Below are 24,511 nucleotides of genomic sequence, written 5' to 3' on the forward strand. Positions count from 1 at the left end.
TCGCGACCCCGTAGGGGACGGCGTCACGAGAGCAGGCGGTTCACCCAGTTGTCGCGCGCGGCGAGCATCGCCTGCGCGACGGCCGCATGCGGTGCGAACATGTCGAACCCATGGAACCCTCCGGCCCAGACGTGCAGCTCGGCCTGGACGCCGGCCTCCCAGAGGCGCGTGGCGTAGGCCACGTCCTCATCGCGGAACACCTCGGCGCTGCCGCAGTCGATGAACGCCGGGGGCAGGCCCGCGAGATCGGTCGCGCGAGCAGGAGCGGCGTAGATCGAGACGTCGGCGCCGCCCTTGCGGTCACCGAGCAGAGCGGTCCAGCCGGTGATGTTGGAACCGCGGTCCCAGACGCCGATGCCGTCGATCTGCCGCGTCGAGACCGTCTCGTCGCGGTCGTCGAGCATGGGGTAGATGAGCAGCTGCCCGACGAGCGCCGGACCTCTGCGGTCGCGGGCGATGAGCGCCGTACCGGCCGCCAGTCCTCCTCCGGCGCTGCCGCCGCCGATCAGCAGACGCGACAGGTCGATGCCGAGGTCTTCCGCGTGGTCCGCCGTCCACACGAGCGCGGCGTAGCAGTCCTCGACCGGGAACGGGTCGGGGTACTCCGGCGCGAGCCGGTACTCCACGGTCACGATCACGCCGTTGAAGCGCTCTGCCCAGTCGAGGAAGCCGACGACGCCCAGCCACCGGTTGCCGATGATCATGCCGCCACCGTGCGTGTGGAAGAAGCCGGGTCCCGTGCCCGTCCGCCCCTCCTTCTCGATCACGGAGACGACGATCTCGTCCCCTCCGTGCCCGGCGATCGGAACGTCGCGGCGCGTGAAGCCCCGCGCCTCGAGCACGGCGAAGATCTCCTCGTCGCCGCTGACCGGCGCCTGGCGCATGAGCGGGATCATCTCCGGCGTGAGGGTGGACGGGATCTGGTCGGCGACCAGGGCGAGTGCGGCTTCGAGCTCGGGGTCGAAGGGCGGGCGAGCCAGCGTGTCAGTCATCAGAACTCCTTTGTCCTCGCCGTCTGCGTGGCGGCGTCCCGCCAGCATCCTTCACGTCTTCCCCCACGGTAACCCGCCACCCGCCCCCGATCTCGCCCCGTCCGGCCGCCATCCGGCGGGGCGCTCCCGTGGCAGAAGAGCACAGTGCCCGGGCCGTCGACCCTGCCGAACTGCCACGGGAGCGTGGCGTCAGCCGGCGAACGACAGGCCTGCGGCGAGCGCGAAGCCGAGCACGGTCGCGAGACCCGTGGACTCCTTCGCCTTCGACTGCGCCTCGGGCACCATCGAGTCGACGAGCATGACGAGGAGGGCGCCGGCGGCGAAGCCGCTCGCCGCGGTGCGGAACGCATCGCCCGTCACGGTCGCGAGGCCGAAGCCCGCGACGGTGGCGAGCGCGCAGATGACGGCGACGCCGGCCCAGAGGAGCAGCACGCGGTTCTTCGCCATGCCGCCCTTCAGGAGGTCGGCCGCCGACCCGATCGACTCCGGCAGGTTCGAGACGAGGATCGCGACGACCAGGGCGATGCTGACGGGTTCGCCGGAGGCGAGCCCGATGCCGAGCACGAGCTGCTCGGGGATGCCGTCGAGCAGGGCGCCGACGGCGAGCTGACCCCCTCCCGCCTCGCCCTTCTTCTTCGCCGCCCTGGCGTCGAGGATGCGCGCGGCGATGTAATAGGCGAGGGCCCCGGCTGCGACTCCGCTGACGAGCGGGACAGCACCGCCCCGCTCCAGCCCCTCTTCCCAGAGTTCGAAGGCGATCGAGGCCATCAGCGCTCCGGCGCCGAAGCCGAGGACGATGCCGAGCCAGCGCGGCGGCCAGACCCGCAGCATGGCGAGCACCGCTCCCACGAACAGCGGGGATGCCGCGACCACACCCCACAGCACCGCTTCGCCCATGTCATGCCTCCGCCTGACACTCTGGCACCCCGCGAGCGGAAAACAGAGACGATCTCTGCGCGTATCGGCGAGTCGCGTCCGGACACGCCGCGCCCGCGGCATCCGATCTCCGTTTTCCGGGTACCGGGCCGCGACACGAAGGCATCTGAGGCCGCGCCGGTCTCACCGAGCCGGATCGACGCCCGTGCGGTGGATGCCGAGATCGGTGCGATCAGCCAGGATGTCGGCGCGCAGCGCTCGGGTGCCGCGGTAGTCGCCGTCCTGCAGACGCCGGTACGGTCGTTGCGGCGTCTCGGTGCGGATCCCTGCGAGGCGCCGACCGAGACGCTCGATCTCGCGGTCGATTCCCGTCGTGTCGAGGCCGTCGGCGTCGTGCACGACATGCAGGTCGAGCGGCTCGATCCCGGTGTACCAGAGGGTGCCGTGCGTCACCGGGAAGAGCAGCGAGTCGATGTCTCCGCTGATGCCGCGCGGGCCGATGGATCGCTCGTCCTCACCGGCTGTGACGATCACCAGCGCCCGCCGGCCCGCGAGGGGTCCGGCGCCGTAGCGCAGCGGCACGCCGCTCTCGGGGTCGACCGTGCCGTAGGCGAACCCGTTCGTGAGCACGCGATCGAACCAGCCCTTCAGGATCGCGGGCACACCGTACCACCACAGGGGGAACTGGAACACGAGAAGCTCGGCCGCGGCGACTTTGCGCTGCTCCTCGACCACGTCGTCGGTCAGCTGCCCCGCAGCCTGAGCTTCGCCCATGAGGTCCACGAGGTTGCCGGGGCGGCCGAAGGGCTCACCGAGATCCTTCGCGTCGAGGACCGGGTCGAAGCCCTGCGCGTAGAGATCGGTGGTCACCACGTCGTAGTGGGCGGCGAGCGCCTGGGTTCCCTCCCCGAAGAGCCGTGCATTGAACGAGCTCGACTGCGGGTGCGCGAGGATCCAGTGCGCGGTCGGGCGCTCGGCGCTCATGACGTCGCCTTCCCGGTGCGGACGAGCGGAAGGACGGCCGCGGCGACCACGACCACCGCCGCGATGAACAGGGCGACGGTGAACCCGCTCGCCCCGAGGATCGAGCCGATGGTACCGAGCACCGCGATGCCGAGTCCGCCACCGAGCGCGAAGCCGACCTCCTGGATCGCACCCACCTGGCCCGCGTCGTCCTCCGTCGTGACGTCGAACAGCGCGGTCGCCGCGAGAGTCGCCCCGATCCCGAAGCCGAGACCGACGAGCAGGAGAGGGAGCGCGACCAGACCCGGATCGAAGGCGAGCCAGGCGAGCCCTGCTCCCTGCACCGTCAGTGCCAGCACCGTCAACGCGTTCGCGCTCAGCACCCGCAGGAACACCGGTGCCAGCACGCCGCCGAGGGCGATGGCGACCGCCTGCGGCAGGATCGCGATCCCCGCCTCGGCCGCACTGTGACCGCGTGCATCCTGCAGGTGGAGGCTCACCAGCACCACGGATGCCGACGCCACCCCGCTGCTCGCGAGGATCCGCGTGATCGCGGGGCTGAAGCCCGGCACGCCGAACAACCGCATGTCGATGAGCGGCTCGCGCAACATGCGCTGCCGGCGGATGAAGAAGATCAGGACCGCGACGGCGACGACACCGGCGACGGCCGCGGGAACCGGCGCCGCGAGCACCTCGTGCAGCGCGAAGACAAGCGCCCCGAGGGCGACGATCGACGACAGGATGCTGAGCACGTCCCACGACGCCGGACGGGAGCTGCGGGAGTCGGGCACCAACCAGATCGCGAGCGCGCCGGCGATCACGGCCAGGGGCACGCTGCCGAGGAGCAGCCACCGCCATCCCGGGCCCTCGGTGATGATCCCGCCGAGCACCGGGCCCAGCGCGCTCCCGGCGCCGAAGGTCGCCGTCCACAGGCCGTAGGCGAGCACGCGCTCCCGCGCCTGGTAGTGGGCGCCGATCGTGGCGACCACACCCGCGACGACGAACGCCTCCGCGACTCCGAGCAGAGCCCGGATCGCGATCAGCACCATCCCGTTGTCGGCGAACCCGCCGATGGCGTTGAGCACGGCGAACCCCGCGAGGCCGATGAGCACGATGCGTTTGCGTCCGAAGGCGTCGCCGATCCGCGCCGCGAGGATGAGGGTGGCCGCGAGGGACAGCGAGTAGATGTCGACGAGCCACAGGGCTCCGCTGTCGGTGAGGGCGAGATCGCCGCGGATCGCCGGCAGGGCGGTCGAGACGCTGCTGATCGCGAGGGCCCCGATGAGGATGCCGAGCTGCAGCGGGATCATCGCGAGCCAGGGGTGGCGGAGGGCACGGGTGGGGGCGAGGGTCGTGGGGGTACTGGACGTCACGGTCCCAGTCTGGTGTGATGGTACGGAGGGGACAAGTACTGTCATTCCGGTCACATAGTGACCGTTTGGATACTGAGGAAGCACGAGAGGCGAGCTCATGAGGGAGAAGACGGAGCGCATCGTCCGGGAGTGGACGGATGCCTGCGACGCCGAAGTGTCGATCGCCGTGCTCGGCGGCGCCTGGAAGCCCAGCATCCTCTCCCTCCTCGGCGAGCACGGCGTGCTCCGCTTCGGCGAGCTGAGCCGCCTCCTGCTCGAGCCCACGGCCCGCGTCCTCACGCGGCAGCTGCGAGAGCTCGAGGACGACGGCCTGATCACCCGCGAGGTGTACCGGCAGGTGCCGCCCAAGGTCGAGTACCGCTTGAGCGACCTCGGGCGCGGCGCCGGCCCCCTGGTCGACTCCCTCACCCGGTGGGGCGGCGAGTACGCCGCGCATCAGAGACGGATGCTGGCCGCTCCGGCATCCGTCCGCGATGAGGAGCGGCAGGAGTTGATCACTGGAGGTCGGGTGTGACGAATGTCGCCGTGTAGTCCTCCGTACATGGCGTCAGGACATAGACCTTCCCCCAGCCCTCGGCCATGAGCAGCGAATCGTCCTGCACGAATCGCGTGCGCCGGTCGTCGGCCTCGACGATCACCCACCCTTGATCGGTCGTCCACCAGCGCCCTTCCCCGACGACCGGGATCACGTCGCCGGCCAGGCATCGGCGGTCGCCATCAGCGCTCCGCTCCTCCGTGCCGAGCGAGAGTCCGCGGAGTTCCGCTGTGCCGTCCGCGCTCAGAGTGAAGGTCGCGGCGGTGTCTCCGCCGTCGAGATCGTGATAGTCGACGGGGAACTCGAGCTGCGTGGTCATCTCGTCCCGTGTCGCGGACGCGACCCGGAAGTACTGCACACTCACCGCGGCGACGATGGCAAGCAGGCAGGCGCCGCCGAAGATCCACCAGGCCCGAGCACGGAGATGCGGCCGATCCCGGATGATCATGAGTACGGCGACCAGGCCGAAAAGCACCCCGATCATCAGCACGATGCTCCACACGAACGAATCTGCCGCGCCCGGCGGGCCGAAGAAGTCAGCAGGTCTCTGCACGCGGTCACACTATCGACTTCGGCCTCAAGGGGCCTGAGCGTCGCCGTCGTCATGCGGCACAGGGCGACACGCCGCCCGCGGATAGACTGGAAAGCATGTCCAAGGTCCTCCAGTCCCTGCCCGTCGGCGAGCGCGTCGGCATCGCCTTCTCCGGAGGACTCGACACCTCCGTCGCCGTCGCGTGGATGCGCGACAAGGGCGCCGTGCCCTTCACCTACACCGGTGACCTCGGGCAGTACGACGAAGACGACATCGCGTCGATCCCCGGCCGTGCGCTGGAGTACGGCGCCGAGGCCTCGCGCCTGGTCGACTGCAAGACCGCCCTGGTCGAAGAGGGCCTCGTCGCCCTCTCCTGCGGCGCCTTCCACATCCGCTCCGGCGGCAAGACCTACTTCAACACGACGCCGCTCGGTCGCGCGGTCACCGGCACGCTGCTGGTGCGCGCCATGAAGGAGGACGGCGTCGACATCTGGGGCGACGGCTCCACCTACAAGGGCAACGACATCGAGCGGTTCTACCGCTACGGCCTGCTCGCCAACCCGCGCCTGCGCATCTACAAGCCGTGGCTCGACGCCGACTTCGTCACCGAGCTCGGCGGCCGCAAGGAGATGAGCGACTGGCTCGTCGCCCACGACTTCCCGTACCGCGATTCCGCCGAGAAGGCGTACTCGACTGACGCGAACATCTGGGGCGCGACGCACGAGGCCAAGACGCTCGAGCACCTCGACGTCTCGCTCGAGACCGTCGACCCGATCATGGGCGTGAAGTTCTGGGATCCCTCGGTCGCGATCGAGACCGAAGACGTCACGGTGACCTTCGAGGCCGGCCGTCCGGTCGCCATCAACGGTGTCGAGTACAGCGACCCGGTGGCCCTCGTCATGGAGGCCAACACGATCGGCGGACGCCACGGTCTCGGCATGAGCGACCAGATCGAGAACCGCATCATCGAGGCGAAGTCGCGCGGCATCTACGAGGCCCCGGCCATGGCGCTGCTCTTCATCGCCTACGAGCGTCTGGTCAACGGCATCCTCAACGAGGACACGCTCGCGACCTACCACGAGCAGGGCCGCCGCCTCGGTCGCCTGATGTACGAGGGCCGCTGGCTCGAGCCGCAGTCGCTCATGCTGCGCGAGTCGATCCAGCGCTGGGTGGGCCTCACGATCTCGGGCTCGGTCACCATCCGTCTGCGTCGCGGTGACGACTGGACCATCCTCGACACCACGTCGCCGAACCTCTCGTACGGTCCGGAGAAGCTGTCGATGGAGCGCGTCGGCGACGCCGCCTTCGGACCGGTCGACCGCATCGGGCAGCTCACGATGCGCAACCTCGACATCGCCGATTCCCGCTCGCGCCTCGAGCAGTACGCCGGCCTCGGCCTCATCGGCGGCGCCACGGGCGAGCTCGTCGGCCGCGTGACCGCGGGCGAGTCGGGCGAGATCACCGGTTCGGTCGAAGAGGTCGACGAGAACCTCGCGGATGCCGTGGACGTCGCCTCCGAGGGCGCGGCCTTCGACTCCGGCACGGACTGACCCTTCGACAGCTCAGGGGCTCAGGAAGCTCAGGGACCCAGGAAGCTCAGGGACCTGGAAGGGGGCGGATGCTGCGGCATCCGCCCCCCTTCTGCGTTCCGACACTCCGCGGCGCCGTTCACAATTCAGCAAGAACTCGCCGCCTCGCCGCGCAGAGCATCCCGCCCGAACGATAACGGGCGTTCCGTGCTGAGTTGTGAACGCGGAGATGCGCGGAGCCTGTGAGTCCTCCGAGTTATCTTGCACACTCGTGTGCACTATAAGTAGCATGGGGACATGACCACCCGTGCACCCCGCCGCGATTCCGTGGAGAACCGCGCCGGCATCCTCGACGCCGCCCGTGCGACCCTCGCGAACGATCCGCACGCTTCCGTCGACGTCATCGCCCGCAGCGCCGGACTCTCGCGCCGAACCCTCTACGGACACTTCGACGACCGCGACGCCCTGATCCGCGAGCTCATCTCCAGCGGCGCGCAGCGCTTCAACGCCATCGCCGCCTCGGTCGACGATCCCGACAGCCGCATCGCCCTCGCCCGCCTCGCCGCCCGTCTCTGGCAGGAGGCCGCGCACGTGCAGGTCGCCGCCGCGCTCGCCCTCGACGAGGCGCACGTCGAGCACACGGCGGCAGCACTCGCGCCCCTGCGCCGCACGGTCGCGGCGCTCGCCCGTCGCGGACAGGAGGACGGGAGCTTCCGCACCGACCTCGCCGCCCCCACCCTCGCCCGGCTGATCGAGGAGATGGCGCGCACGGTCGTCTCGCGGACGGATGCCGCCAGCATGGGCGCCGCGAACGTCGCGGTGCGCACGGTGCTGAGCATCGCCGGACTGTCGTGGCGAGAAGCGGATGAGCTGCTCGCCGCACATCCCGACATCATCGCCGCGGAGATCGATGAGGAGGCGACAGCGTGAGGATCACCCTGCACGAGGTGAGCAAGGGGCGCGGCGGACAGGCACTGCCGGTGACGAGCCTCGAGTTCCACACCGGAGCCGTGCGCTTCGCCCTCGCCGAGACCGAGCAGCGGCCGACCGTGCTCGGACTGATCGCGAGCGGACGGATGCGGCCGGACGCCGGCCGAGTCACCCTCGACGGCGCCGAGAACGCGAAGGAGCTGCGGCGACGCGTGGCTCTGGTCGATGCACCGGACGTCAGCGATCCGCACGCCGACATCACGCTCGCCGGAGTCGTGGGCGAGGAGCTCATGTTCGCCGGCGTCGGCGCGACGCCTCTGCACGCGCGCCGCTGGCTGGCTCAGCTCGGGTTCGCCGAACTGGCATCCGTCCCGATCGGCACCGTCGACCCCGCTGCCCGCGTGCGCATCATGTGCGAGCTCGCGGTGCTGCGCGACGGGGTCGAGGGCATCGTGCTCGTCGCCCCCGACCGGCACGGCGGCAGCCCCGACGGCTGGTGGCGCATCGCCGGCGAGTTCGCCGACCGCGGCTACGCCATGCTCGTGATCATCGGCGGCTCGGCGGCCGTCGCCCTCGAGCGGATGCAGGAATTCGACGCGATCAACGCCTCCGGGCCGATCCAGCCGCTCGTGCTCGAGGAATCCGGCGCCACTTCGGGGCCCGAAGCCCCGGAATCCGAAGCCCCGACCGAGAACGGAGGCGAGCGATGAAGGTTCCTTCCATGATCGCCGCCGAGCTGCGGCGCCTCACCGCGAGCAAGATGGGCATCATCGCCCTCGTCGCGCTGATCTGCGTGCCGATCCTCTACGGCGGTCTCTACCTGTGGGCCAACCAGGATCCCTACGCGAAGTTCCCCGAGGTCCCCGTGGCGCTGGTCGTCGACGACGAGGGCGCCCCTGCCGCAACCTCAGCGAACCAGGGGGCCGGCTCCGACACCGTGAACTACGGCGAGGACGTGGCCGACAACCTCATCGACGGCAACGCCTTCGACTGGCAGCGGATGACCGCGGAAGAGGCCGCGGATGCTCTTCGCGAGGGCACCGTCGACTTCACCGTGACGATCCCCGCCGACTTCTCCTCCGCGCTCACCTCGGCGGCGGGCGACGACCCGCACCAGGCGCGCATCGACCTGGAGACCAACGACGCCAACAACTACCTCGCCTCCTCGATGGGAACGCAGGCTGTCGAGAAGATCCGCAGCTCCGTGGCAGAGATGGTCGGGAGCGAGGCCGCCGAGCGTCTGCTCACCGGCCTGAGCGACGTGCGCGACAGCCTGATCACCGCCGCCGACGGAGCGACCCAGCTGACCGATGGCGCGAACACCGCGGCATCCGGAAGCTCCACCCTCGCCGACGGCACGGCACAGCTCGCCGACGGCACCGCGCAGCTCGCGGCGGGCGCGCAGACACTGGCGAGCGGGGCGCAGCAGGTGAGCGCGGGGAACCGACAGCTCGCCGACGTCGCCGACCGCGCGGGTGCGGCCGTGCAGCAGGCCGCCGATGCGCTGCCCCAGGTGCGCGCCGACATCGCGACCACCCTCGCCGAGCAGGGCGTGACACAGGAGGAGATCGATCAGGTCCTCGCGGCCCTCGACCCTCTGGCGAGCCGCCTGCAGGACGGCAACTCGAAGGTGCAGACCGCGGTCGGCCAGGTCGATCAGCTCGCCGCCGGCGCCGCATCCCTCGCCTCCGGCGCCTCCGAGCTCGCGACCGGAGCGGGCACGGTCGCCAGCGGTGCGGCATCCGCGAATGCCGGCGCCGCTCAGCTCCGCGACGGACTCGGCACGCTCGCGGCGGGCACCGCGGAGCTGCGCGACGGGCTGTCCGAGGGGGTCGGGCAGATCCCGGCATCCACGCCCGAGCTCCGCTCGCTGCAGGCCGACACGATCGCCGACCCGGTGAAGGTCTCGAGCGACAAGGTCGCCTCGGCCGAGGACTACGGCGCCGGGCTCGCGCCGTTCTTCGCGGCGCTCTCGGCCTGGATCGGCATCTACGCGCTGTTCCTCATCGTCAAGCCGATCTCGCGTCGCGCGGTCACGGCGCTGCACTCCCCGATCCGCATCACGCTCGCGGGATGGCTGACCCCCGCCATGCTGGGCGCCGTGCAGATGGTGGGACTGATGGGCATCCTCGCGATCACGCTCGGCTTCACCTTCGACAATCCCATCGGCACACTCGGGGTGATGGTGCTCGCCTCGGCGACGTTCGCCGCGATCATCCTCACGCTGAACGTCTGGCTGGGATCCGTCGGGCAGTTCCTCGGCCTGGTGCTGATGGTGCTGCAGCTCGTCACCGCCGGCGGCACGTTCCCGTGGCAGACCCTCCCGGCCCCGCTCGCGGCCCTGCACCATGTGCTGCCGCTGGGATACGTCGTCGACGCGATGCGTCAGCTGATGTACGGCGGAGACCTCGCCCGGGCCGGCTGGGATCTGGCCGTCCTCGCCCTGTGGCTCGTCGGCGCCCTGGCGCTCGCGATGGTCGGGGTGACGCGCATGACGCACCGACGCACGCTGCGGGATCTGCAGCCGAGCCTCATCGGGTGAACCCGGTCCGCCGGAGCGCTCCTGCGGCCAGGACCTCCGGCGGATATGATGCGAAGGCGCGGCCCTGACACGCGCACTGGGGCTCGGTGGGACTGAGTCCCACCTGCTATCCCGAGAAGAGCGTTCAACGATGACGACTGATTCGCCGGCCACCGCCGTCCCCTCCCGCCCTTCTCTGGGCGTCCGGATCGGGCGGATCGCGTTCCTCGTCGTCGCCGCGATCGTCGTGATCGCGGTCGCCGCAGCCTTCTTCGTCACGTGGACGATCCAGCGGTCGTTCCCGCAGACCGAGGGCGCGATCGAGGTGGAGGGGCTCACGGCCGCCGTCACGGTGCAGCGCGATGCCAGCGGCGTGCCGACGATCACCGCCGACTCGACGGACGACCTCTTCTACGCGCAGGGATTCGTGCACGCGCAGGACCGCTTCTTCGAGATGGACTTCCGCCGGCACGTGACATCGGGTCGCGTCGCCGAGATGTTCGGGGCCTCCCAGGCAGGAACCGACGCCTTCCTCCGCACGCTCGGCTGGCGCAAGGTCGCCGAGGCGGAGGTCGAGGCTATGGACGACGTGACCCTGAGCTACTACGAGGCATATGCCGCCGGCGTCAACGCCTATCTCGCCTCGCGCTCGGGCGCAGAGCTCTCGCTGGAATATGCCGTGCTCGGCATGCAGAACCCGGACTACGCCCCTGAGCCCTGGGAGCCCGCCGACTCCGTCGCCTGGCTCAAGGCCATGGCCTGGGACCTGCGCGGCAACGTCGAGGACGAGACCGAGCGCGCGCTCCTCGCCGCCGAGCTGGATGCCGGCCCCGCGGGTGACGATGCGTCGGATGCCGCAGACGACACGACCGCGATGCTCGAGAGGCTCTACCCGGAGTATCCGTTCGATGAGAATCCGGTGATCGTCCCGAAGATCTCGACGGTCCCCGCGCTCGAGACGGATGCCGAACCCGCCGCCTTCCTGTCCGACACGGGCGCTGACGTGCAGCAGGCGGTCACGACCGTGGAGTGGGAGAAGACCTCCGACGTGATCGCCGCGGCGAGCATGCTCGTGGGCGACCTGGGCGAGGGCATCGGATCGAACTCCTGGGTCGTCTCCGGCGACCTCACCGACACGGGGATGCCCCTGCTGGCCAACGACCCGCACCTCGGAGCATCCCTCCCCTCCGTCTGGTACCAGGTGCAGCTGAAGTGCTCGACGGTGAATGCGGCGTGCCCGTTCGACGTCGGCGGCTTCTCCTTCTCCGGCCTTCCCGGCATCGTGATCGGGCACAACCAGAAGGTCGCGTGGGGCTTCACGAACCTCACCACCGATGTCACGGACCTCTACATCGAACGCGTGCAGGGCGACGAGTACTGGCGCGACGGCGTCCTCGTGCCCCTCGAGGAGAGCACCGAGACGATCAAGGTCGCAGGCGGGGACGACATCGAACTGACCATCCGCTCCACGGTCCACGGTCCGATCATCTCCGGGCTCACCGACGACTTCACTGCGATCGCCGAAGACCCGGTCCCCGCGCTCGAGGCGGGCATTCCGGGAGGCCCCGATCTGTTCTCCGGCGGAACCCTGCCAGAGCCGAAGGTGGAACCCGAGTACGCGGTCAGCCTCCGCTGGACCGCCCTCGACCCCGGCACGGCCGCGACCGCGATCTTCGCGCTCTCGACCGCGCAGGACTTCGACGACTTCCGCTACGCCGCCTCACTCTTCGACGTGCCCGCGCAGAACCTCATCTACGCCGACACCGACGGCAACATCGGCTACCAGACGCCGGGGCGCCTGCCGATCCGCGGCGCGGGCGACGGGTGGATGCCGCAGCCCGGATGGGACAGCAGCTACGACTGGACCGGATTCATCCCGTTCGAGGAGCTGCCGGTGTCGTACAACCCGACCTCGGGATACATCGTCACCGCGAACAACGCGATCGTCACCGACGACTACGAGTACTTCCTCTCCCGCGATTGGGACTACGGGTACCGCGCCGCCCGCATCGCCTACCTGATCGAACGTCGCGCCGCCGCCGGGCCTCTGACGGCGAAGGACATGCGCGCCATCCAGATGGACAACGAGATGTGGATCGGCAAGCAGCTCGCCGCCGCCCTCGCCGACATCGAGGTCTCCGGGGCGGGCCCGCGAGAGGCCGTCGAGCTGCTCCGCTCCTGGGACGCGCAGAACACGGCATCCTCCGCCGCCGCCGCGTACGCGAACGTGCTCTGGTCGAACCTCGTGCAGAACATCTTCGGCCGACGCGAGCAGCCGCTTCCCATCGACGGACAAGCCCGGCTGTTCACGGTCGTGGCGGGCATGCTGGAGGATCCGTCGGATCCGCTCTGGACCAACGCGGAGCTCGATGTCGACGGGATGGACGAGATGCTCGCGCTCTCGGCCGAAGACGCCTATGACGAGCTCTCCGGGCTTCAGGGCACGGCGGTCGCGCTCTGGAACTGGGGCGACCTGCACGCGATCACCCTCCGCAGCGACACCCTCGGCGCCTCGGGCATCGCGCCGATCGAGGCACTCTTCAACCGCGGCCCCTTCCGTGTCGGCGGCGGAGCATCGGTCGTGAACGCGACGGGGTGGGAGCTCGGCACCTCCTACGCGACCACCACGGTGCCCTCGATGCGCATGGTGGTCGACCTGTCGGACTTCGACGCCTCGACGTGGATCCACCTCACCGGAGCCTCCGGCCACGCGTTCGCCGAGCACTACGTGGATCAGACCGAAGACTGGGCGGTCGGCATCCAGCGTCCGTGGGCGTTCTCCGCGAAGGCGGTCGACAGCGCCGCCGTGCACACGCTGGTGCTGACGCCCGCCGGCTGAACCACGGGGTCGCTGAGCCATCGAAGCGCCCGTCCAGCCGGGTCGACTACCGTTGACGGGTGCCGACCAGCTACCTCGCCCCGAAGGGCACCCCCGTCACCCTGCTCGAATACGAGTACGGCGGGGCGACCCTCATCGCCGAGACCTTCGGCGAGGGCGAGCACACCTTCCTGCTGCTGCACGGCATCGGAATGGGGCGCAGCGTCTACCTCGACGTGGTGCAGCGTCTCGACGGCCGTGTGATCGCACTCGACCTGCCGGGCTTCGGTGAGGCGCCGGAGCCCACCCGGAACCTCACGATGGAGCGCCACGCCGACCTCGTCGCCGCCTACCTCCGTCACACCGGCGAGGAACCCGTGATCGTCATCGGGCACTCGATGGGGAGTCAGATCGCGGCCGAGCTCGCGGCACGGCATCCGTCGCTCGTCGCGAAGGTGATCCTCGCCGGACCGACCGTCGACAAGGCGGCGCGCAACGTCGCATCCCAGGCGAGGTACCTGCTGATCGACCTGCTGGGCGAGCGTCCGCTCGTGATCTGGCGCGGCGCGAGGGAGTATCTGCGCGGTGGCCCGCACCTGATCCGGAAGATCCGCGCCACGATCGTGCATGAGCCCGAAGACGCGTTCGCCCGCATCGACTGCCCGGTGCTGGTGCTGCGAGGAGAGGACGACCCGCTCGCACCGATGAGCTGGTGCCAGGCGATCATCGACGCGATCCCCGGCGCCGACCTGAAGGTCATCCCCGACCACGGTCACGGCACCCTGATCACCGACTCTGAGCCGGCCGCCCGCCTGATCCAGCGCTTCGCGGACGCCCGCTGAATCAGGGGTAGCCCCGGAACCTGACGCTGTCGGACGCGGAGTCGTCGAGCGCCTTCGACAGCGCCGGATCCACCGCGAATCCGTCCGGATCGGCCCCGCGCGACGCCCGAGGCCGCCGCATCAGCATCGCGAACCACGCCACAGCGATCACGCCGAGGACGATCAGGAACGTCTCCATGGCAGCACGGTACCGCCCCCGCGCATGTTTCTCCAGGCCGGTCACCGGTGCCGCTGCGCAGCCGTTCACAATTCAGCCAGAATCTCGCGCTGACTGCGAATACCGGGCTCGCGAGGGCTGTCGGGCACCGTTCTTGCTGAATTGTGAACGTCGATCGCCGGTGAACCGCGGACCGAGCACCTCGATGACCTCCCGCAGTGCCTTCTGCACGGTCTGCCGGTCACCGAGGATGTCCGTCGCCAGCGGACGGATCGTCACGTATCCGCGTCGGGCGGCCGCGAGGTCGCGGCGCCGGTCGTCCTGCTGCTTCTGCCATCCCTCATGGAACTCCTTGCTGTCGCATTCGATGATCAGCCATCCCTCCACGACGAAGTCCACCCGCCCGACGCCGGCGATGAACACCTGCGTCTCGAATAGGGCGCCGATGGCCCGGAGGATCAGGCGCACGAATGTCTCGGGTCCCGATTCGGCGGAGCCGTCGACGAGTCCACGCACGGCCCTCAACCGGGCCGGCAGCTCGGCGAAGACCTCGTCGACCTGAGAGGTCGTCAGCGGGCCGTGATGCACCAGGCTGTCCAGCGTGGCGACCGCGGCGCGGGGCTCCTGGCACCGCACCGCGTGACGTGCTGCGTCGATCAACGGCGCGACGTGGAGGAGCTCCGGCGTGACAGACGAGAGGTTCCAATGAAGGGTGACGTGCCGCCCCTTCGGTAAGCGCAACCGAGAGCTCCCTCGCGTGACGAAGACGTGCAGGCCGCGAGATCGGTGCACGAACACACCCATCAGCGCGAACAGTGACAGACACGTCAACCGCCCGCCGATCCGGACCGCTTCCACGATGTCTCCGTTCGCCTCGGCCAGGACGTAGCGATCGCGTCGGACATGTTGAAGATGCCCCCGTCGGACCTCCCGTGAGATCGAGCGGGCTGACATGCCCATGGCGAGCAGGTCTGCCCGGGTGAAGGCGATGCGCGAATAGGCGGCGGCAGCGCGCTGCGGGATGGTCCTCGTCTCATCAGTCATCCGAGAAGTGTGTGAACAACCCGCTCTCGTAGGGCCCAGGAGCGGGGGATTGTGGACGAATTTCCGCCACGCTCGGTCGGTGCAGAAGTAGTTTCAGCGCGGGGCGCTGTTCACAATTCAGCCAGAACTTCGCGGATGCGGCGTACTCGTGGCCGAGAGAGCCGCAGAGCCGCGTTCTTGCTGAATAGTGAACGCCGCGCGTCGAAGCCCGACGTCCTCATGGCCCGGACGCCGCTCGGCACTACCCCGCGCCGGGAGGGGTCTGCTTCGATTCGGCGAGCTCGTCGACGATGAGGCTGCGCTCGTCGGTCGTGCCGTTGCGGTAGGCCTGCCGGCCGACGATGTGGGCGGAGAGCGGGGCCGTGGCGAACTGCATCAGCACGATCGGAGCCACCAGGACGAGCCCGATCAGGATGCCGCCGACCGAGCGCTGCGACAGTGCGACCGCGCCGCAGATGAGCACGAGGCCGAGCACCTGCGGCTTCGTGGCCGCGTGCAGCCGGGACGGCACGTCGCGGAAGTGCAGCAGGCCGACGGCGGCCGAGAGGCAGAGCAGGGCGCCGAGCAGGATCAGCACGAGCACCGCCACATCGATGACGGCGTCGGGGATCAGGAGACCGAGCACGTTCATTGCGTCGTGTTGTCCCTTCTCGCGACGAAGCGGGCGACGGCGATCGAGCCGAACACCCCGATCGCGGCGATGATCAGCAGCACCGGGATGCTGCGGGTGTGCCCGTTGATCGCCATCTCGGCGCCGAGCACGCACATCACCTCGGTGAGCAGCACGTCGGAGGCGACCGCGCGGTCGAGGATCGACGGCCCCCGCACGATCCGGATCACGGTGAGGATCGCGGCGACGCCGAACACCACCATGATCACCAGCAGGAGGACGTTCATCGGGCACCGCCTCTCGGGGATCCGCCGACGCCGACCGAGCGCTCGTCGGCCTTCAGCGCACGGTACTGCTCCGGGTCGCCCAGCGCGCGCACGATCCGCCGTTCCCAGAGGAGGACGCCCGCACGCTGCCTCTCGACGTCGGCGGCGTCGCGCACGCCGATCACGTGCAGGTAGAGGATGCGCCGGTCGCGATCCGCCTCGACGATGAGCGAGCCGGGGATCAGCGAGGAGGTGACCGCGACGTGGGTCATCACGAGGTCGTCGGCGTACCGCAGCGGCACCGCGATGATCGCGGCTCCCGGCTGGCGACGGAAGTCGAAGACCTGCACCGTGACCGACAGCGCCCCGCGCAGAACGGCGAACAGGAACTGCACGACGAACAGCGCCGCGTACCAGACGTTGATGCGTCCGGACAGGGCGACCGTCGGCAGGCGGAACACGCGCGTGACGAACACGGCGACGATCAGTCCGGTGAGGAACGACAGCACGGTGAACTGCGCCCACAGCAGCATCCAGAGCACGACGAGCCAGGCCAGGAACGGCAGCTGCACGCGGATGTCGCGCCAGAGGTGACGACGGGTGTCTCTCATCCGCTCACCTCGTCTTCCAGCTGCACGAGGCTCACGGGCTGCAGCAGCGCCGAGCCGATGCGGTCGCAGAGGGCGTAGAGAGGACCGGCGAAGATCGTCAGCGCGACGGTGACGGCGACCATCCCTCCGGTCGCGAGCGTCATGATCTTCGGGATGCGGCGCTTCTTCTGCTGGTCGTCGGCGGCGGGCGCGTTGCCGAGGTACGAGATGCGGCCCTCGGTCTCGGTCGAGTCCTCCTCCTCGCGCCAGAACGCGAGGTTCCAGGCGCGCATCAGCGCGTAGAGGGTGAGGAGCGAGGTGACGATGCCGCCGATGATGAGCACGATCATGAGGGGCGTGCCGACGGATGCCGCGGCCTCGAACAGCGCGAACTTGCCGATGAACCCCGAGAACGGTGGTAGGCCGCCGAGGTTGATCGCGGGCACGAAGTAGAGCACGGCGATCACCGGCGCCACCTTCAGCAGTCCCTTGACCCGGAGGATCGAGGTGCTGCCGGCGCGGCGCTCCACGAGCCCGACCGCGAGGAACAGCGTCGTCTGCACGACGATGTGGTGGACGATGTAGTACACCGTGGCGCCGATCGCGGCCGGTGTCGCGATCGCCAGGCCGAAGATCATGTACCCGACATGGCTCACCAGCGTGAACGACAGGATTCGCTTCAGCTCCGCCTGGGCGACGGCGCCGAGCACGCCGATGATCATGGTGGCCAGGGCGATGATCAGGAGGACCGTGTCGATGCTGTTCGATGCGAACAGCTGCGTCTCGGTGCGGATCAGCGCGTAGACGCCGACCTTGGTCAGCAAGCCGGCGAACACGGCGGTCACCGGGGCCGGGGCGGTCGGGTACGAGTCGGGCAGCCAGAACGACACGGGGAAGATGGCGGCCTTGATGCCGAAGGCGATCACCAGCATGAGATGCAGCACCAACTGCGTCTCCTGCGGGAGCTCCGACATGCGCTCGGCGATCTGGGCCATGTTGACGGTGCCGAGCGCCCCGTAGATCATCGCGATCGAGGCGAGGAACAGGATCGACGACACCAGCGAGACGACGATGTACACGGCACCGGTGCGGATGCGGGACTCGGTGCTGCCGAGCGTGATCAGCACGTACGACGCCACGAGCAGGATCTCGAAGCCGACGTAGAGGTTGAACAGGTCGCCGGCGATGAACGCGTTGAAGATGCCCGCCGCGAGGATCAGGTACGAGGGGTTGAAGATCGAGATCGGTGTCTCGTCCGCGCCGTCGGCGACTCCCTGGCCGATCGAGAACAGGAGGACGGCCAGCAGCACGATGCTGGAGACGAGCACGAGCAGCGCCGACAGCCGGTCGACGTAGAGCACGATACCGAAGGGCACGGGCCACCCGCCGACGGAGACGGCGAGCGGTGCTCCGGCATCCACCACCACCAGCAGCACGGCGGCGATGACCGACACGATCGCGAGGGTGGCGACGGTGACGAACACCTGCAGGCGGGCGTTCCGTCCGAAGACGAGGGTGACGGCGGCGCCGAGCAGCGGAAGCGCGACGAGGAGCGGAACGAGGGCGGTCATGACCGGTCCCCCTCGTTCTCGGGGCGCTCGGCGGGACGGCGTCCTTCCTCGTCGTCGCCCCGGCGGTCCGGCGCGTCGAAGGGGGCGTCGTCGTGGATCGACGGATGGTCGCGCATGTGCAGCACCGTGATCGGCGCGGTCTGCACGCCGACGAAGTCGGTGGTCGCCTCTTCCTCGAGGTTCGCGTCGTCCTCCATGACGTCCTCGTCGGCGTCGGTGCGCTCGCGGAGGGCGATGTCGGCCTCGTCGTCCTCGACGGTGTCGGCCTGGCCCAGCTGCCAGGAGCGGTAGATGAGCGCGAGCAGGAACGCCGACACGGCGAAGGTGATCACGATGGCGGTGAGGGTGAGTGCCTGCGGGAGCGGGTCGCTCATCTCTCCCTCGGTGCCGAAGAACGGCGCGTTGCCCGGCACGCCCATCACGATCAGCAGCAGCAGGTTCGTCGCGTTGCCGAGCAGCAGGAAGCCGATCAGCACGCGTGTGAGGCTGCGCTCCAGCATCGCGTAGACGCCGCAGGCGAAGAGCACCGCCATCACGACGATCAGGGTGAGCGAGACGTCCATCAGCTGCGCACCCCTCCCCGCGTGGGGCTCTCCTGCGGGCGGAGCGCGGACTGGCGGTCGACCTCGGCGCCGAGGCTGCGGAGCACGTCGAGCACGAGTCCGATGACGACGAGGTAGACGCCGACGTCGAAGATCGTCGACGTGACGAACTCCATGTGCCCGATGCCGGGGATCTCCCACTCCCAGAAGGAGCTGGTGAGCGGCGCGAGACCGAAGAACAGCGGGACGACCGCGGTGCCCACCGCGAGGATCAGGCCGGCGCCGAGGAGCCGACCGGCATCCGTGGGTGCCGCAGCTCCCAGCTCCCAGCGACCGCCGGCGATGTAGCGCATGACCAGCGCCATACCCGCGACCAGACCGCCGGCGAAGCCTCCGCCGGGGAGGTTGTGCCCCGCGAAGAGCAGGAAGATCGACACGACGATGATGGTGTGGAACAGGATGCGGACGATCACCTCGAGCAGGATCGAGCGGTTCTCCGGCTTCATCTTCTGCCCGCCGACGAGCCAGGCGCGCGGACTGTTCTCGTTCTCGGCGGTCTGGAAGCGGATGCCCTCGGTGGTCTCGACGAGGGGACGGCTGCGGGCCGCCTTGCGCGTCGCCCGGGGGAGGACCTTGGTCGCGGCGAGCAGATCGGCGCGGTGCGTGACGAACACGAGAGATGCCACGCCGGTCGCGGCGAGCACGAGAACGGACAGCTCGCCCATGGTGTCCCAGCCGCGCAGATCGACGAGCGCGACATTGACGACGTTCTTGCCGTGCCCGATCTCGTAGGCGAGCTTGGGGAAGGCTTCGGAGATCGGTTCGGCGACGCGCGACTGCGTGGCGACCACGGCGACGAACGCCATGGTCACGCCGACGCCGATCGCCAGCAGCGCGCGGGGGATCCGGCTCACCGACGCGTTGTGCTCGCCCATGCGCGCCGGGAGGCGCCGGAGGACGAGCGCGAACGTCACCATCGTGACCGTCTCGACGAGGATCTGGGTGAGCGCGAGGTCGGGTGCGCCACTGGTGGCGAAGAGCGCGACCATGCCGAGCCCGGTCACCGACACCAGGACGACACCGGTGTAGCGCTTCTGCGCGCGCACGGCGAAGACGCCGGCCACCGCCATGATCGGCGCGACCGCGATCTGCGCCGGGGTGTGCCAGGCCGAGAGGTTGTAGCGATCGACGTCGCTCGCGATCAGCGCGGTCACCTCGGCGGCGACGAAGACCACGAAGATGGTGCCGACGTAGACGGGCAGAGAACCCCGCTGCGTGAGCGTGGTGCTGAGCACCGAAAGGCGGTCGATCCCGCGCATCACGAGGTAGTAGGCGTCGGCGGCCGTGAAGGGCAGCATCCGCGCCTTGGCGTCCCAGCCGGTGCGGCGGGTCAGCCAGAAGATCCCGAAGCCGAGGAGGATCGTCAGGATCGAGATGCCGAGCGCAGGTTCGAGACCGTGCCAGAGCGCGAGGTGTCCTGGGCCTTCGACAGCCTCGCCCGCGGCGTCGAGTCCGGGGGTCGCGGTGAGGGCGTAGCCCTGCAGCGCCACGTCGAGCGCCGGTGCTCCGATGCCCGCGGCGAGGGTCACGCCGGCGAGGATGATCGGCGCCGACAGGAAGCCGACCGGCGGGTCGGGCCACGCGGTGTCGGGCATCCGCTGCCCCTGCTCGTCGCGCTTCGTCCAGAACGCACCCCAGAGGAAGCGGATGCCATATGCCGCGGTGAGCATGGACCCGAGGCTGACGCCGATGATCGCCACGAGACCCCACGGCGAACCGTGCAGTCCGTCGTCGAGGAGCGCCGTGAGGGTGGATTCCTTGGCGACGAAGCCGATGGTCGGGGCGATGCCGGCCATGGAGGCCACCGAGATGAATGCCGCGGTCGCCATGACGGGCGCCTGTCTGCCGACGCCGGACAGCTCGGTGATGTCACGCGTGGAGAGCTGACGGTCGATCACGCCGACGATCAGGAAGAGGGCCGACTTGAAGAGGGCGTGACCGATCACCAGGGCGAGGCCTGCCAGCGCCGTCGCCTGCGTGCCGTAGCCCACGACGAGGGCGAAGAAGCCGAGCTGGCTGACCGTGCCGAAGGCGAGGATGCGCTTGAGGTCCGTCTCGCGCAGCGCCTGGATGCCGCCGAGCAGCATGGTCACGATCCCCAGCGTGATGACGATCGGACGCCAGGGACCGCTGAACGCGAAGATCGGCGCGAAGCGCGCGATCAGGTAGATGCCGGCCTTCACCATGGCGGCGGCGTGCAGATAGGCGCTCACCGGTGTCGGGGCGGCCATCGCACCGGGAAGCCAGAAGTGGAAGGGGAACAGCGCCGATTTGCTGATGGCGCCGATCAGCAGCATCACGATCGCGGCATTGATGATCGGTCCGGTGGGTGCGATCTCGAGGATCTCCCGGATGCTGCTCGTTCCGGCATCCACCACGAGGAGCACGACCCCGACGAACATCACGAGACCGCCGAGCGTCGTGACCAGCAGAGCCTGCAGTGCCGCACGTCGGCTGACCGCGCGACGGCGGTAGTGCCCGATGAGGAGGTACGAGAGGATGCTCGTCACCTCCCAGAACATCACGAGCATCACCAGGTCGTCGGTGAGGACGAGCCCGTACATGGCGCCGGCGAACCCGAGCAGCACGCCCGCGAAGGAGCCGATCCCCGCGGAGTCGTCGAGGAAGTACCACCGGCAGTAGAGCAGCACCAAGGCGCCGACGCCGGTGACGATGAGGGTGAGCACCCAGCCCAGGACATCCATGTGCATCGAGAGGTTGAGCCCGAGCTGCGGGATCCACGGGATCGAGACGAAGGGCGCGGAGCCGTCGAGGACCTCCGGCGTCCGCACCAGCGCGTGGACGAATGCCGCAGCCGGAATGAGCGCGGCGATGATGAATGCCTGCGATCCCAGCCAGCGCACCAGCACGGGCATGAGCAGGGACCCGAGGAGGAACACGGCGAGGAGCGTCAGCATATACGCGGCTCCCTCGGGGCTCGTCGGCCGGGGGTGAATCGGCTCAGGCGGGCGGGTGTCCGTCCAGTTTACCGGCGTTAGGGATCCGTGAGGACCGCGGGTTTCTCCGAGCGTGCGAGAGTGGTCGCATGGGGCGGGTGTGGGTGCGGGAGCTGACGGGGTGGCTGGCAGCCCTCGGAGTCAGCGTGATCATCGCCGGTCAGGTCTCGGCATCCGCCCGCTCGGAGCTGCTCTTCCGTGACGGTGACTCGCTGATCGTCGCGATGTTCGCGCGGTCGGTGCTCGCCGGCGGGCCCCAGGACTGGGCGATGTCGAGCGTGCTGTTCCTGCCCGAGTCCGCGGCTTTCGCCGGACTCGATGCGCTGCTGCCCCTCGATGTCGGCGCACTCCTCGCAATGAGCGCCGTGGTCAACCTTCTCGCGCTCTACGGTGCCCTGCGCCTGGTGGCCGGGCGTCGACGCGAAGGGCGGGCACCGGTCGCCTGGTCGCTGATCGCCCTCGTCGTCTTCGGTCTCCTCGCCGCGACCGAGATCTCGGCCTCGCGCGACGCTCTCGAACTCGCCTCGCTGCAGCTGACGACGACGTACTACGCGGCGACGGTGGTCGGCGTGGTCATGTCGATCGGACTCGTGCGTCGTGTGCTCGACCGCGACCGCGGCCACGCCGGACTCCTCTTCGCGCTCGGGGCCGTCGCCGTGGTGTCGACCCTGACGAATCCGCTCTACGCGGTGTGGGCGACCGTGCCGCTCACGATCTACCTGCTGTTCGCCCTGCGCCTGTCGACGCAGAAGAAGCGGATGCCGATCCTGCTGGCGGTGCTCGTCGGCGGGTCCGTCCTCGGACTGGTCGGTCGCATTCCTTTCGGGGCATGGATCGCCAACACGGGAGCGGGGTACGCTCAGCCCGCCCTCTGGCCCCAGTCCGCGCAGTACTACGGCGGCCTCCTGGCCGACCGTCTGTCGTCGCCGCTCGGCGTCATCGGGTGCCTGCTCACGCTCGCGCTGCTCGCCGGGGCGCTCGTCCGGATGACGCGCGCGGAGGACGCGGGTTCGCGCCTCGTCGCCACGATCGCGTGGCTCATGCCCGTGCTCGTGGTGGTCGGCGCCATCGCACTCGGCACGCACGCGGCGCGCTACCTGCAGCCGGTCGCCTTCGCACCGGTGCTCGCCCTGGTCGCGGCGCCGCTCACTCCGCGGATGCCGCGCAGGGCCAGTCGCGCGGCCGCCGCTGTCGCGACCGTGCTCGTGGTGGTCGGAGGTGCGCTGAGCGTGCCGCGGCTCGCTGCGGCAGCCGACGCCCCCGATGCAGATCTCGTCTGCGTCACCGACTGGGTGAGTGCGTCGGGCCGCACCGGCGCCGGCCAGTTCTGGACCGTGCGGCTGCCGAAGCTGCACCTCGACGATCCGGCGCAGCTCGTGCAGGTCGATCACCAGCTCAACGGATACGCGTGGCTGGTGAACCGCCACGACTTCGAGGTCGGCGAGGTGTCGTTCCTCGTCGATGACTCCCAGACCGTGCAGTGGCAGCTGCCCCTGGCGGTCGTTCCCGCCGAGGTCGTCGACTGCGGCCGCTACCGCATCCTCGACTTCGACGACACGACTCTCCCGCTCGGTCCGCCGCACTCCTGAGGCGCCTCGCCTGAGCCTGTCGAAGGGCCCCGGTGAACCTGGGTCCCTGAGCCCGTCGAAGGGCCCGCCACGGGTGCTTCGACAGGCTCAGCAACCCAGGGACGACAGCTCAGCCGCCCAGGAGACGAGTCAGCGCCTCGCCGGCGCGGCCGTGGTCGTCCCTGCCCGGAAGCGGCAGGTGAGGTGCTGGGTGATGCCGGGCTCGCCGCGCAGCATCCGGGCTACCTGCTCCCCCGCCGCGCGTCCCTTGTCGACAGCGGGCTGCACGCTGGTCGTGAGGGTGAGGTCCGCGAGGCCGTCGACGGCGATCCCGTCGAAACCGGCGACGGAGAGGTCCTCCGGAACTCGGAGTCCCAGCTCCTCCGCAGCGCGGATCACGCCGACGGCGAGCAGGTCGCTCTGAGCGATCACGGCGGTCGGCCGCGTGGAGGCATCGGCGAGCAGCATCCGGCCGACGAGCACGCCCTCGTCGATCAGGCTCCCTGACGCGGAGATCGCCGGAGCGTCGGGGAACACCTCGCGAAGACCCGAGAGCCGATCGACGGTGACGTCGACCGTCGCGGTCGCGACGCGTTCGGCGGTCACGGCGGTGCGCGCGCGGTCCGTGTCGAGCGGGAGCGTGACGAGGGCGACGTCGCGATGCCCGAGGTCGCGCACGTGGCGGGCGATGTCGGCGGACGCCGCGGCGTTGTCGAGCGTGATGCGCGGAATCCCCTCCCCCGCGTCTCCTTCGATCACCACGACCGGCAGGCCGCGGCCGCGGACCACCTCGAGCGATGCGCGGGTGCGGCCCGAGCATCCGATCAGCACGAACGCGTCGACCGGGGCGTTGGCGAGGGCCGATCCGTCTTCGCCGGGCTCGTCGCGCAGGAGGAGGATGCCGGCGCTGAGCTCGGCGAGTCCGTCGGTGAGGCCGTCCATCATCGCGGTCGTCACCGGGTCGAGGAAGGCTGCTCGCAGGTGCCCCTCGAGCACGACCGCCACGATGCCGCTGCGTCCGCGTCGCAGCGATGCCGCCCGCGGGTCCGGCCCGGCATAGCCGAGTTCAGCTGCTGCGGCGAGCACGCGCTCGCGGGTCGCGCTCGCGACCTTGGCCTTGCCGCTGAACACGACGGAGGCCGTCGAGGTCGCCACCCCGGCCTGGCGCGCGACATCGGCGATGGTCGCTCGCCGCGGAGTCTCCTGAGTGCTCATACTCCGAGGATAACCCGGTT

Annotated in this window: 22 protein-coding genes; 8 read left to right on the forward strand and 14 right to left on the reverse strand. The window is 69.7% G+C overall.

Annotated features, from left to right (window positions below; genetic code table 11):
* Nucleotides 1–23 precede the first annotated feature (23 nt).
* From DC434_RS00065 to DC434_RS00080, 4 genes are all read right to left on the reverse strand, one after another.
* Entirely contained in the window at nucleotides 24–992 is a 969-nt protein-coding gene (locus DC434_RS00065) for an alpha/beta hydrolase fold domain-containing protein (RefSeq protein WP_116633254.1), read from the reverse strand.
* Nucleotides 993–1,181: 189 nt separating this feature from the next.
* On the reverse strand, nucleotides 1,182–1,889 hold the full coding sequence (locus tag DC434_RS00070) for a hypothetical protein (RefSeq protein WP_116633255.1): 708 nt from the start codon (nucleotides 1,887–1,889) through the stop codon (nucleotides 1,182–1,184).
* A 162-nt stretch (nucleotides 1,890–2,051) separates the two neighbouring features.
* The gene (locus DC434_RS00075) at nucleotides 2,052–2,852 is read right to left on the reverse strand and encodes an NAD(P)H-dependent oxidoreductase (RefSeq protein WP_116633256.1); all 801 of its coding nucleotides are present in this window, start codon (nucleotides 2,850–2,852) and stop codon (nucleotides 2,052–2,054) included.
* A complete protein-coding gene (locus tag DC434_RS00080; RefSeq protein ID WP_165807953.1) occupies nucleotides 2,849–4,204 on the reverse strand; it encodes an MFS transporter in 1,356 nt (451 codons plus the stop codon). Before DC434_RS00080 ends, DC434_RS00075 begins: the two co-directional genes overlap by 4 nt.
* A gap of 97 nt (nucleotides 4,205–4,301) precedes the next feature.
* Between DC434_RS00080 and DC434_RS00085 the strand changes: the two genes are divergently transcribed.
* The gene (locus DC434_RS00085) at nucleotides 4,302–4,718 is read left to right on the forward strand and encodes a helix-turn-helix domain-containing protein (protein WP_116633258.1); all 417 of its coding nucleotides are present in this window, start codon (nucleotides 4,302–4,304) and stop codon (nucleotides 4,716–4,718) included.
* On the opposite strand, the gene DC434_RS00090 is transcribed toward DC434_RS00085, so the two are convergent.
* Nucleotides 4,699–5,292 carry a hypothetical protein gene (locus tag DC434_RS00090; protein WP_116633259.1) on the reverse strand — a complete coding sequence of 198 codons (594 nt, stop codon included), beginning with the start codon at nucleotides 5,290–5,292 and terminating at the stop codon, nucleotides 4,699–4,701. The two genes, DC434_RS00085 and DC434_RS00090, sit on opposite strands and share 20 nt — an antisense overlap.
* A 95-nt stretch (nucleotides 5,293–5,387) precedes the next feature.
* Between DC434_RS00090 and argG the strand changes: the two genes are divergently transcribed.
* The 6 genes from argG to DC434_RS00120 all read left to right on the forward strand — a co-directional run bounded on the left by argG (nucleotide 5,388) and on the right by DC434_RS00120 (nucleotide 13,911).
* Nucleotides 5,388–6,821 carry an argininosuccinate synthase gene (gene argG, locus DC434_RS00095; protein ID WP_116633260.1) on the forward strand — a complete coding sequence of 478 codons (1,434 nt, stop codon included), beginning with the start codon at nucleotides 5,388–5,390 and terminating at the stop codon, nucleotides 6,819–6,821.
* Between the two features lie 276 nt (nucleotides 6,822–7,097).
* Complete coding sequence (locus DC434_RS00100; RefSeq protein WP_116633261.1) at nucleotides 7,098–7,730, forward strand: TetR/AcrR family transcriptional regulator; 633 nt, start codon at nucleotides 7,098–7,100, stop codon at nucleotides 7,728–7,730.
* Entirely contained in the window at nucleotides 7,727–8,440 is a 714-nt protein-coding gene (locus tag DC434_RS00105; RefSeq protein WP_207769855.1) for a hypothetical protein, read from the forward strand. Before DC434_RS00100 ends, DC434_RS00105 begins: the two co-directional genes overlap by 4 nt.
* The gene (locus DC434_RS00110) at nucleotides 8,437–10,272 is read left to right on the forward strand and encodes a YhgE/Pip family protein (RefSeq protein ID WP_116633262.1); all 1,836 of its coding nucleotides are present in this window, start codon (nucleotides 8,437–8,439) and stop codon (nucleotides 10,270–10,272) included. The genes DC434_RS00105 and DC434_RS00110 overlap by 4 nt, the downstream gene beginning before the upstream one ends.
* A gap of 130 nt (nucleotides 10,273–10,402) precedes the next feature.
* Complete coding sequence (locus tag DC434_RS00115; RefSeq protein WP_116633263.1) at nucleotides 10,403–13,090, forward strand: penicillin acylase family protein; 2,688 nt, start codon at nucleotides 10,403–10,405, stop codon at nucleotides 13,088–13,090.
* 59 nt (nucleotides 13,091–13,149) lie between these two features.
* Nucleotides 13,150–13,911, forward strand: coding sequence for an alpha/beta hydrolase (locus DC434_RS00120; protein WP_116633264.1), 762 nt, complete (start codon nucleotides 13,150–13,152; stop codon nucleotides 13,909–13,911).
* Between the two features lies 1 nt (nucleotide 13,912).
* Here the strand turns inward: DC434_RS00120 and DC434_RS20020 are convergent, their stop codons facing one another.
* The 8 genes from DC434_RS20020 to DC434_RS00155 form a co-directional block, all read right to left on the reverse strand.
* Nucleotides 13,913–14,089: a hypothetical protein gene (locus DC434_RS20020; RefSeq protein WP_165807954.1), complete on the reverse strand. Its 177-nt coding sequence runs from the start codon at nucleotides 14,087–14,089 to the stop codon at nucleotides 13,913–13,915.
* A gap of 72 nt (nucleotides 14,090–14,161) precedes the next feature.
* Nucleotides 14,162–15,112 carry a type IV toxin-antitoxin system AbiEi family antitoxin domain-containing protein gene (locus DC434_RS00125; RefSeq protein ID WP_116633265.1) on the reverse strand — a complete coding sequence of 317 codons (951 nt, stop codon included), beginning with the start codon at nucleotides 15,110–15,112 and terminating at the stop codon, nucleotides 14,162–14,164.
* A 241-nt stretch (nucleotides 15,113–15,353) separates the two neighbouring features.
* On the reverse strand, nucleotides 15,354–15,743 hold the full coding sequence (mnhG, locus tag DC434_RS00130; protein WP_116633266.1) for a monovalent cation/H(+) antiporter subunit G: 390 nt from the start codon (nucleotides 15,741–15,743) through the stop codon (nucleotides 15,354–15,356).
* Nucleotides 15,740–16,009, reverse strand: coding sequence for a monovalent cation/H+ antiporter complex subunit F (locus DC434_RS00135; protein WP_116633267.1), 270 nt, complete (start codon nucleotides 16,007–16,009; stop codon nucleotides 15,740–15,742). Before DC434_RS00135 ends, mnhG begins: the two co-directional genes overlap by 4 nt.
* Nucleotides 16,006–16,599, reverse strand: coding sequence for a Na+/H+ antiporter subunit E (locus DC434_RS00140; RefSeq protein WP_116633268.1), 594 nt, complete (start codon nucleotides 16,597–16,599; stop codon nucleotides 16,006–16,008). The genes DC434_RS00135 and DC434_RS00140 overlap by 4 nt, the downstream gene beginning before the upstream one ends.
* Complete coding sequence (locus DC434_RS00145; RefSeq protein ID WP_116633269.1) at nucleotides 16,596–18,149, reverse strand: Na+/H+ antiporter subunit D; 1,554 nt, start codon at nucleotides 18,147–18,149, stop codon at nucleotides 16,596–16,598. Before DC434_RS00145 ends, DC434_RS00140 begins: the two co-directional genes overlap by 4 nt.
* Nucleotides 18,146–18,712 carry a Na(+)/H(+) antiporter subunit C gene (locus tag DC434_RS00150; protein ID WP_116633270.1) on the reverse strand — a complete coding sequence of 189 codons (567 nt, stop codon included), beginning with the start codon at nucleotides 18,710–18,712 and terminating at the stop codon, nucleotides 18,146–18,148. Before DC434_RS00150 ends, DC434_RS00145 begins: the two co-directional genes overlap by 4 nt.
* On the reverse strand, nucleotides 18,712–21,669 hold the full coding sequence (locus DC434_RS00155; RefSeq protein WP_116633271.1) for a Na+/H+ antiporter subunit A: 2,958 nt from the start codon (nucleotides 21,667–21,669) through the stop codon (nucleotides 18,712–18,714). Before DC434_RS00155 ends, DC434_RS00150 begins: the two co-directional genes overlap by 1 nt.
* 128 nt (nucleotides 21,670–21,797) lie before the next feature.
* Here DC434_RS00155 and DC434_RS00160 point away from each other — a divergent pair, with 128 nt between their 5' ends.
* The gene (locus DC434_RS00160) at nucleotides 21,798–23,297 is read left to right on the forward strand and encodes a hypothetical protein (RefSeq protein WP_116633272.1); all 1,500 of its coding nucleotides are present in this window, start codon (nucleotides 21,798–21,800) and stop codon (nucleotides 23,295–23,297) included.
* A 129-nt stretch (nucleotides 23,298–23,426) separates the two neighbouring features.
* Here DC434_RS00160 and DC434_RS00165 read toward each other — a convergent pair whose 3' ends face one another.
* Entirely contained in the window at nucleotides 23,427–24,491 is a 1,065-nt protein-coding gene (locus DC434_RS00165; protein WP_116633273.1) for a LacI family DNA-binding transcriptional regulator, read from the reverse strand.
* Nucleotides 24,492–24,511: the final 20 nt, after the last annotated feature.

This window comes from Microbacterium sp. TPD7012 (assembly GCF_003075395.1).
GTDB lineage: Bacteria > Actinomycetota > Actinomycetes > Actinomycetales > Microbacteriaceae > Microbacterium.

Coding starts and splice junctions, on each gene's coding strand:
- DC434_RS00115 (WP_116633263.1), top strand. CDS start 10,403: ATGACGACTGATTCGCCGGCCACCGCCGTCCCCTCCCGCCCTTCTCTG.
- DC434_RS00140 (WP_116633268.1), bottom strand. CDS start 16,599: ATGAGAGACACCCGTCGTCACCTCTGGCGCGACATCCGCGTGCAGCTG.
- DC434_RS00125 (WP_116633265.1), bottom strand. CDS start 15,112: ATGACTGATGAGACGAGGACCATCCCGCAGCGCGCTGCCGCCGCCTAT.
- DC434_RS00155 (WP_116633271.1), bottom strand. CDS start 21,669: ATGCTGACGCTCCTCGCCGTGTTCCTCCTCGGGTCCCTGCTCATGCCC.
- DC434_RS00145 (WP_116633269.1), bottom strand. CDS start 18,149: ATGACCGCCCTCGTTCCGCTCCTCGTCGCGCTTCCGCTGCTCGGCGCC.
- DC434_RS20020 (WP_165807954.1), bottom strand. CDS start 14,089: ATGGAGACGTTCCTGATCGTCCTCGGCGTGATCGCTGTGGCGTGGTTC.
- DC434_RS00150 (WP_116633270.1), bottom strand. CDS start 18,712: ATGGACGTCTCGCTCACCCTGATCGTCGTGATGGCGGTGCTCTTCGCC.
- DC434_RS00135 (WP_116633267.1), bottom strand. CDS start 16,009: ATGAACGTCCTCCTGCTGGTGATCATGGTGGTGTTCGGCGTCGCCGCG.
- DC434_RS00065 (WP_116633254.1), bottom strand. CDS start 992: ATGACTGACACGCTGGCTCGCCCGCCCTTCGACCCCGAGCTCGAAGCC.
- DC434_RS00110 (WP_116633262.1), top strand. CDS start 8,437: ATGAAGGTTCCTTCCATGATCGCCGCCGAGCTGCGGCGCCTCACCGCG.
- DC434_RS00070 (WP_116633255.1), bottom strand. CDS start 1,889: ATGGGCGAAGCGGTGCTGTGGGGTGTGGTCGCGGCATCCCCGCTGTTC.
- DC434_RS00100 (WP_116633261.1), top strand. CDS start 7,098: ATGACCACCCGTGCACCCCGCCGCGATTCCGTGGAGAACCGCGCCGGC.
- DC434_RS00160 (WP_116633272.1), top strand. CDS start 21,798: ATGGGGCGGGTGTGGGTGCGGGAGCTGACGGGGTGGCTGGCAGCCCTC.
- argG (WP_116633260.1), top strand. CDS start 5,388: ATGTCCAAGGTCCTCCAGTCCCTGCCCGTCGGCGAGCGCGTCGGCATC.
- mnhG (WP_116633266.1), bottom strand. CDS start 15,743: ATGAACGTGCTCGGTCTCCTGATCCCCGACGCCGTCATCGATGTGGCG.
- DC434_RS00085 (WP_116633258.1), top strand. CDS start 4,302: ATGAGGGAGAAGACGGAGCGCATCGTCCGGGAGTGGACGGATGCCTGC.
- DC434_RS00165 (WP_116633273.1), bottom strand. CDS start 24,491: ATGAGCACTCAGGAGACTCCGCGGCGAGCGACCATCGCCGATGTCGCG.
- DC434_RS00075 (WP_116633256.1), bottom strand. CDS start 2,852: ATGAGCGCCGAGCGCCCGACCGCGCACTGGATCCTCGCGCACCCGCAG.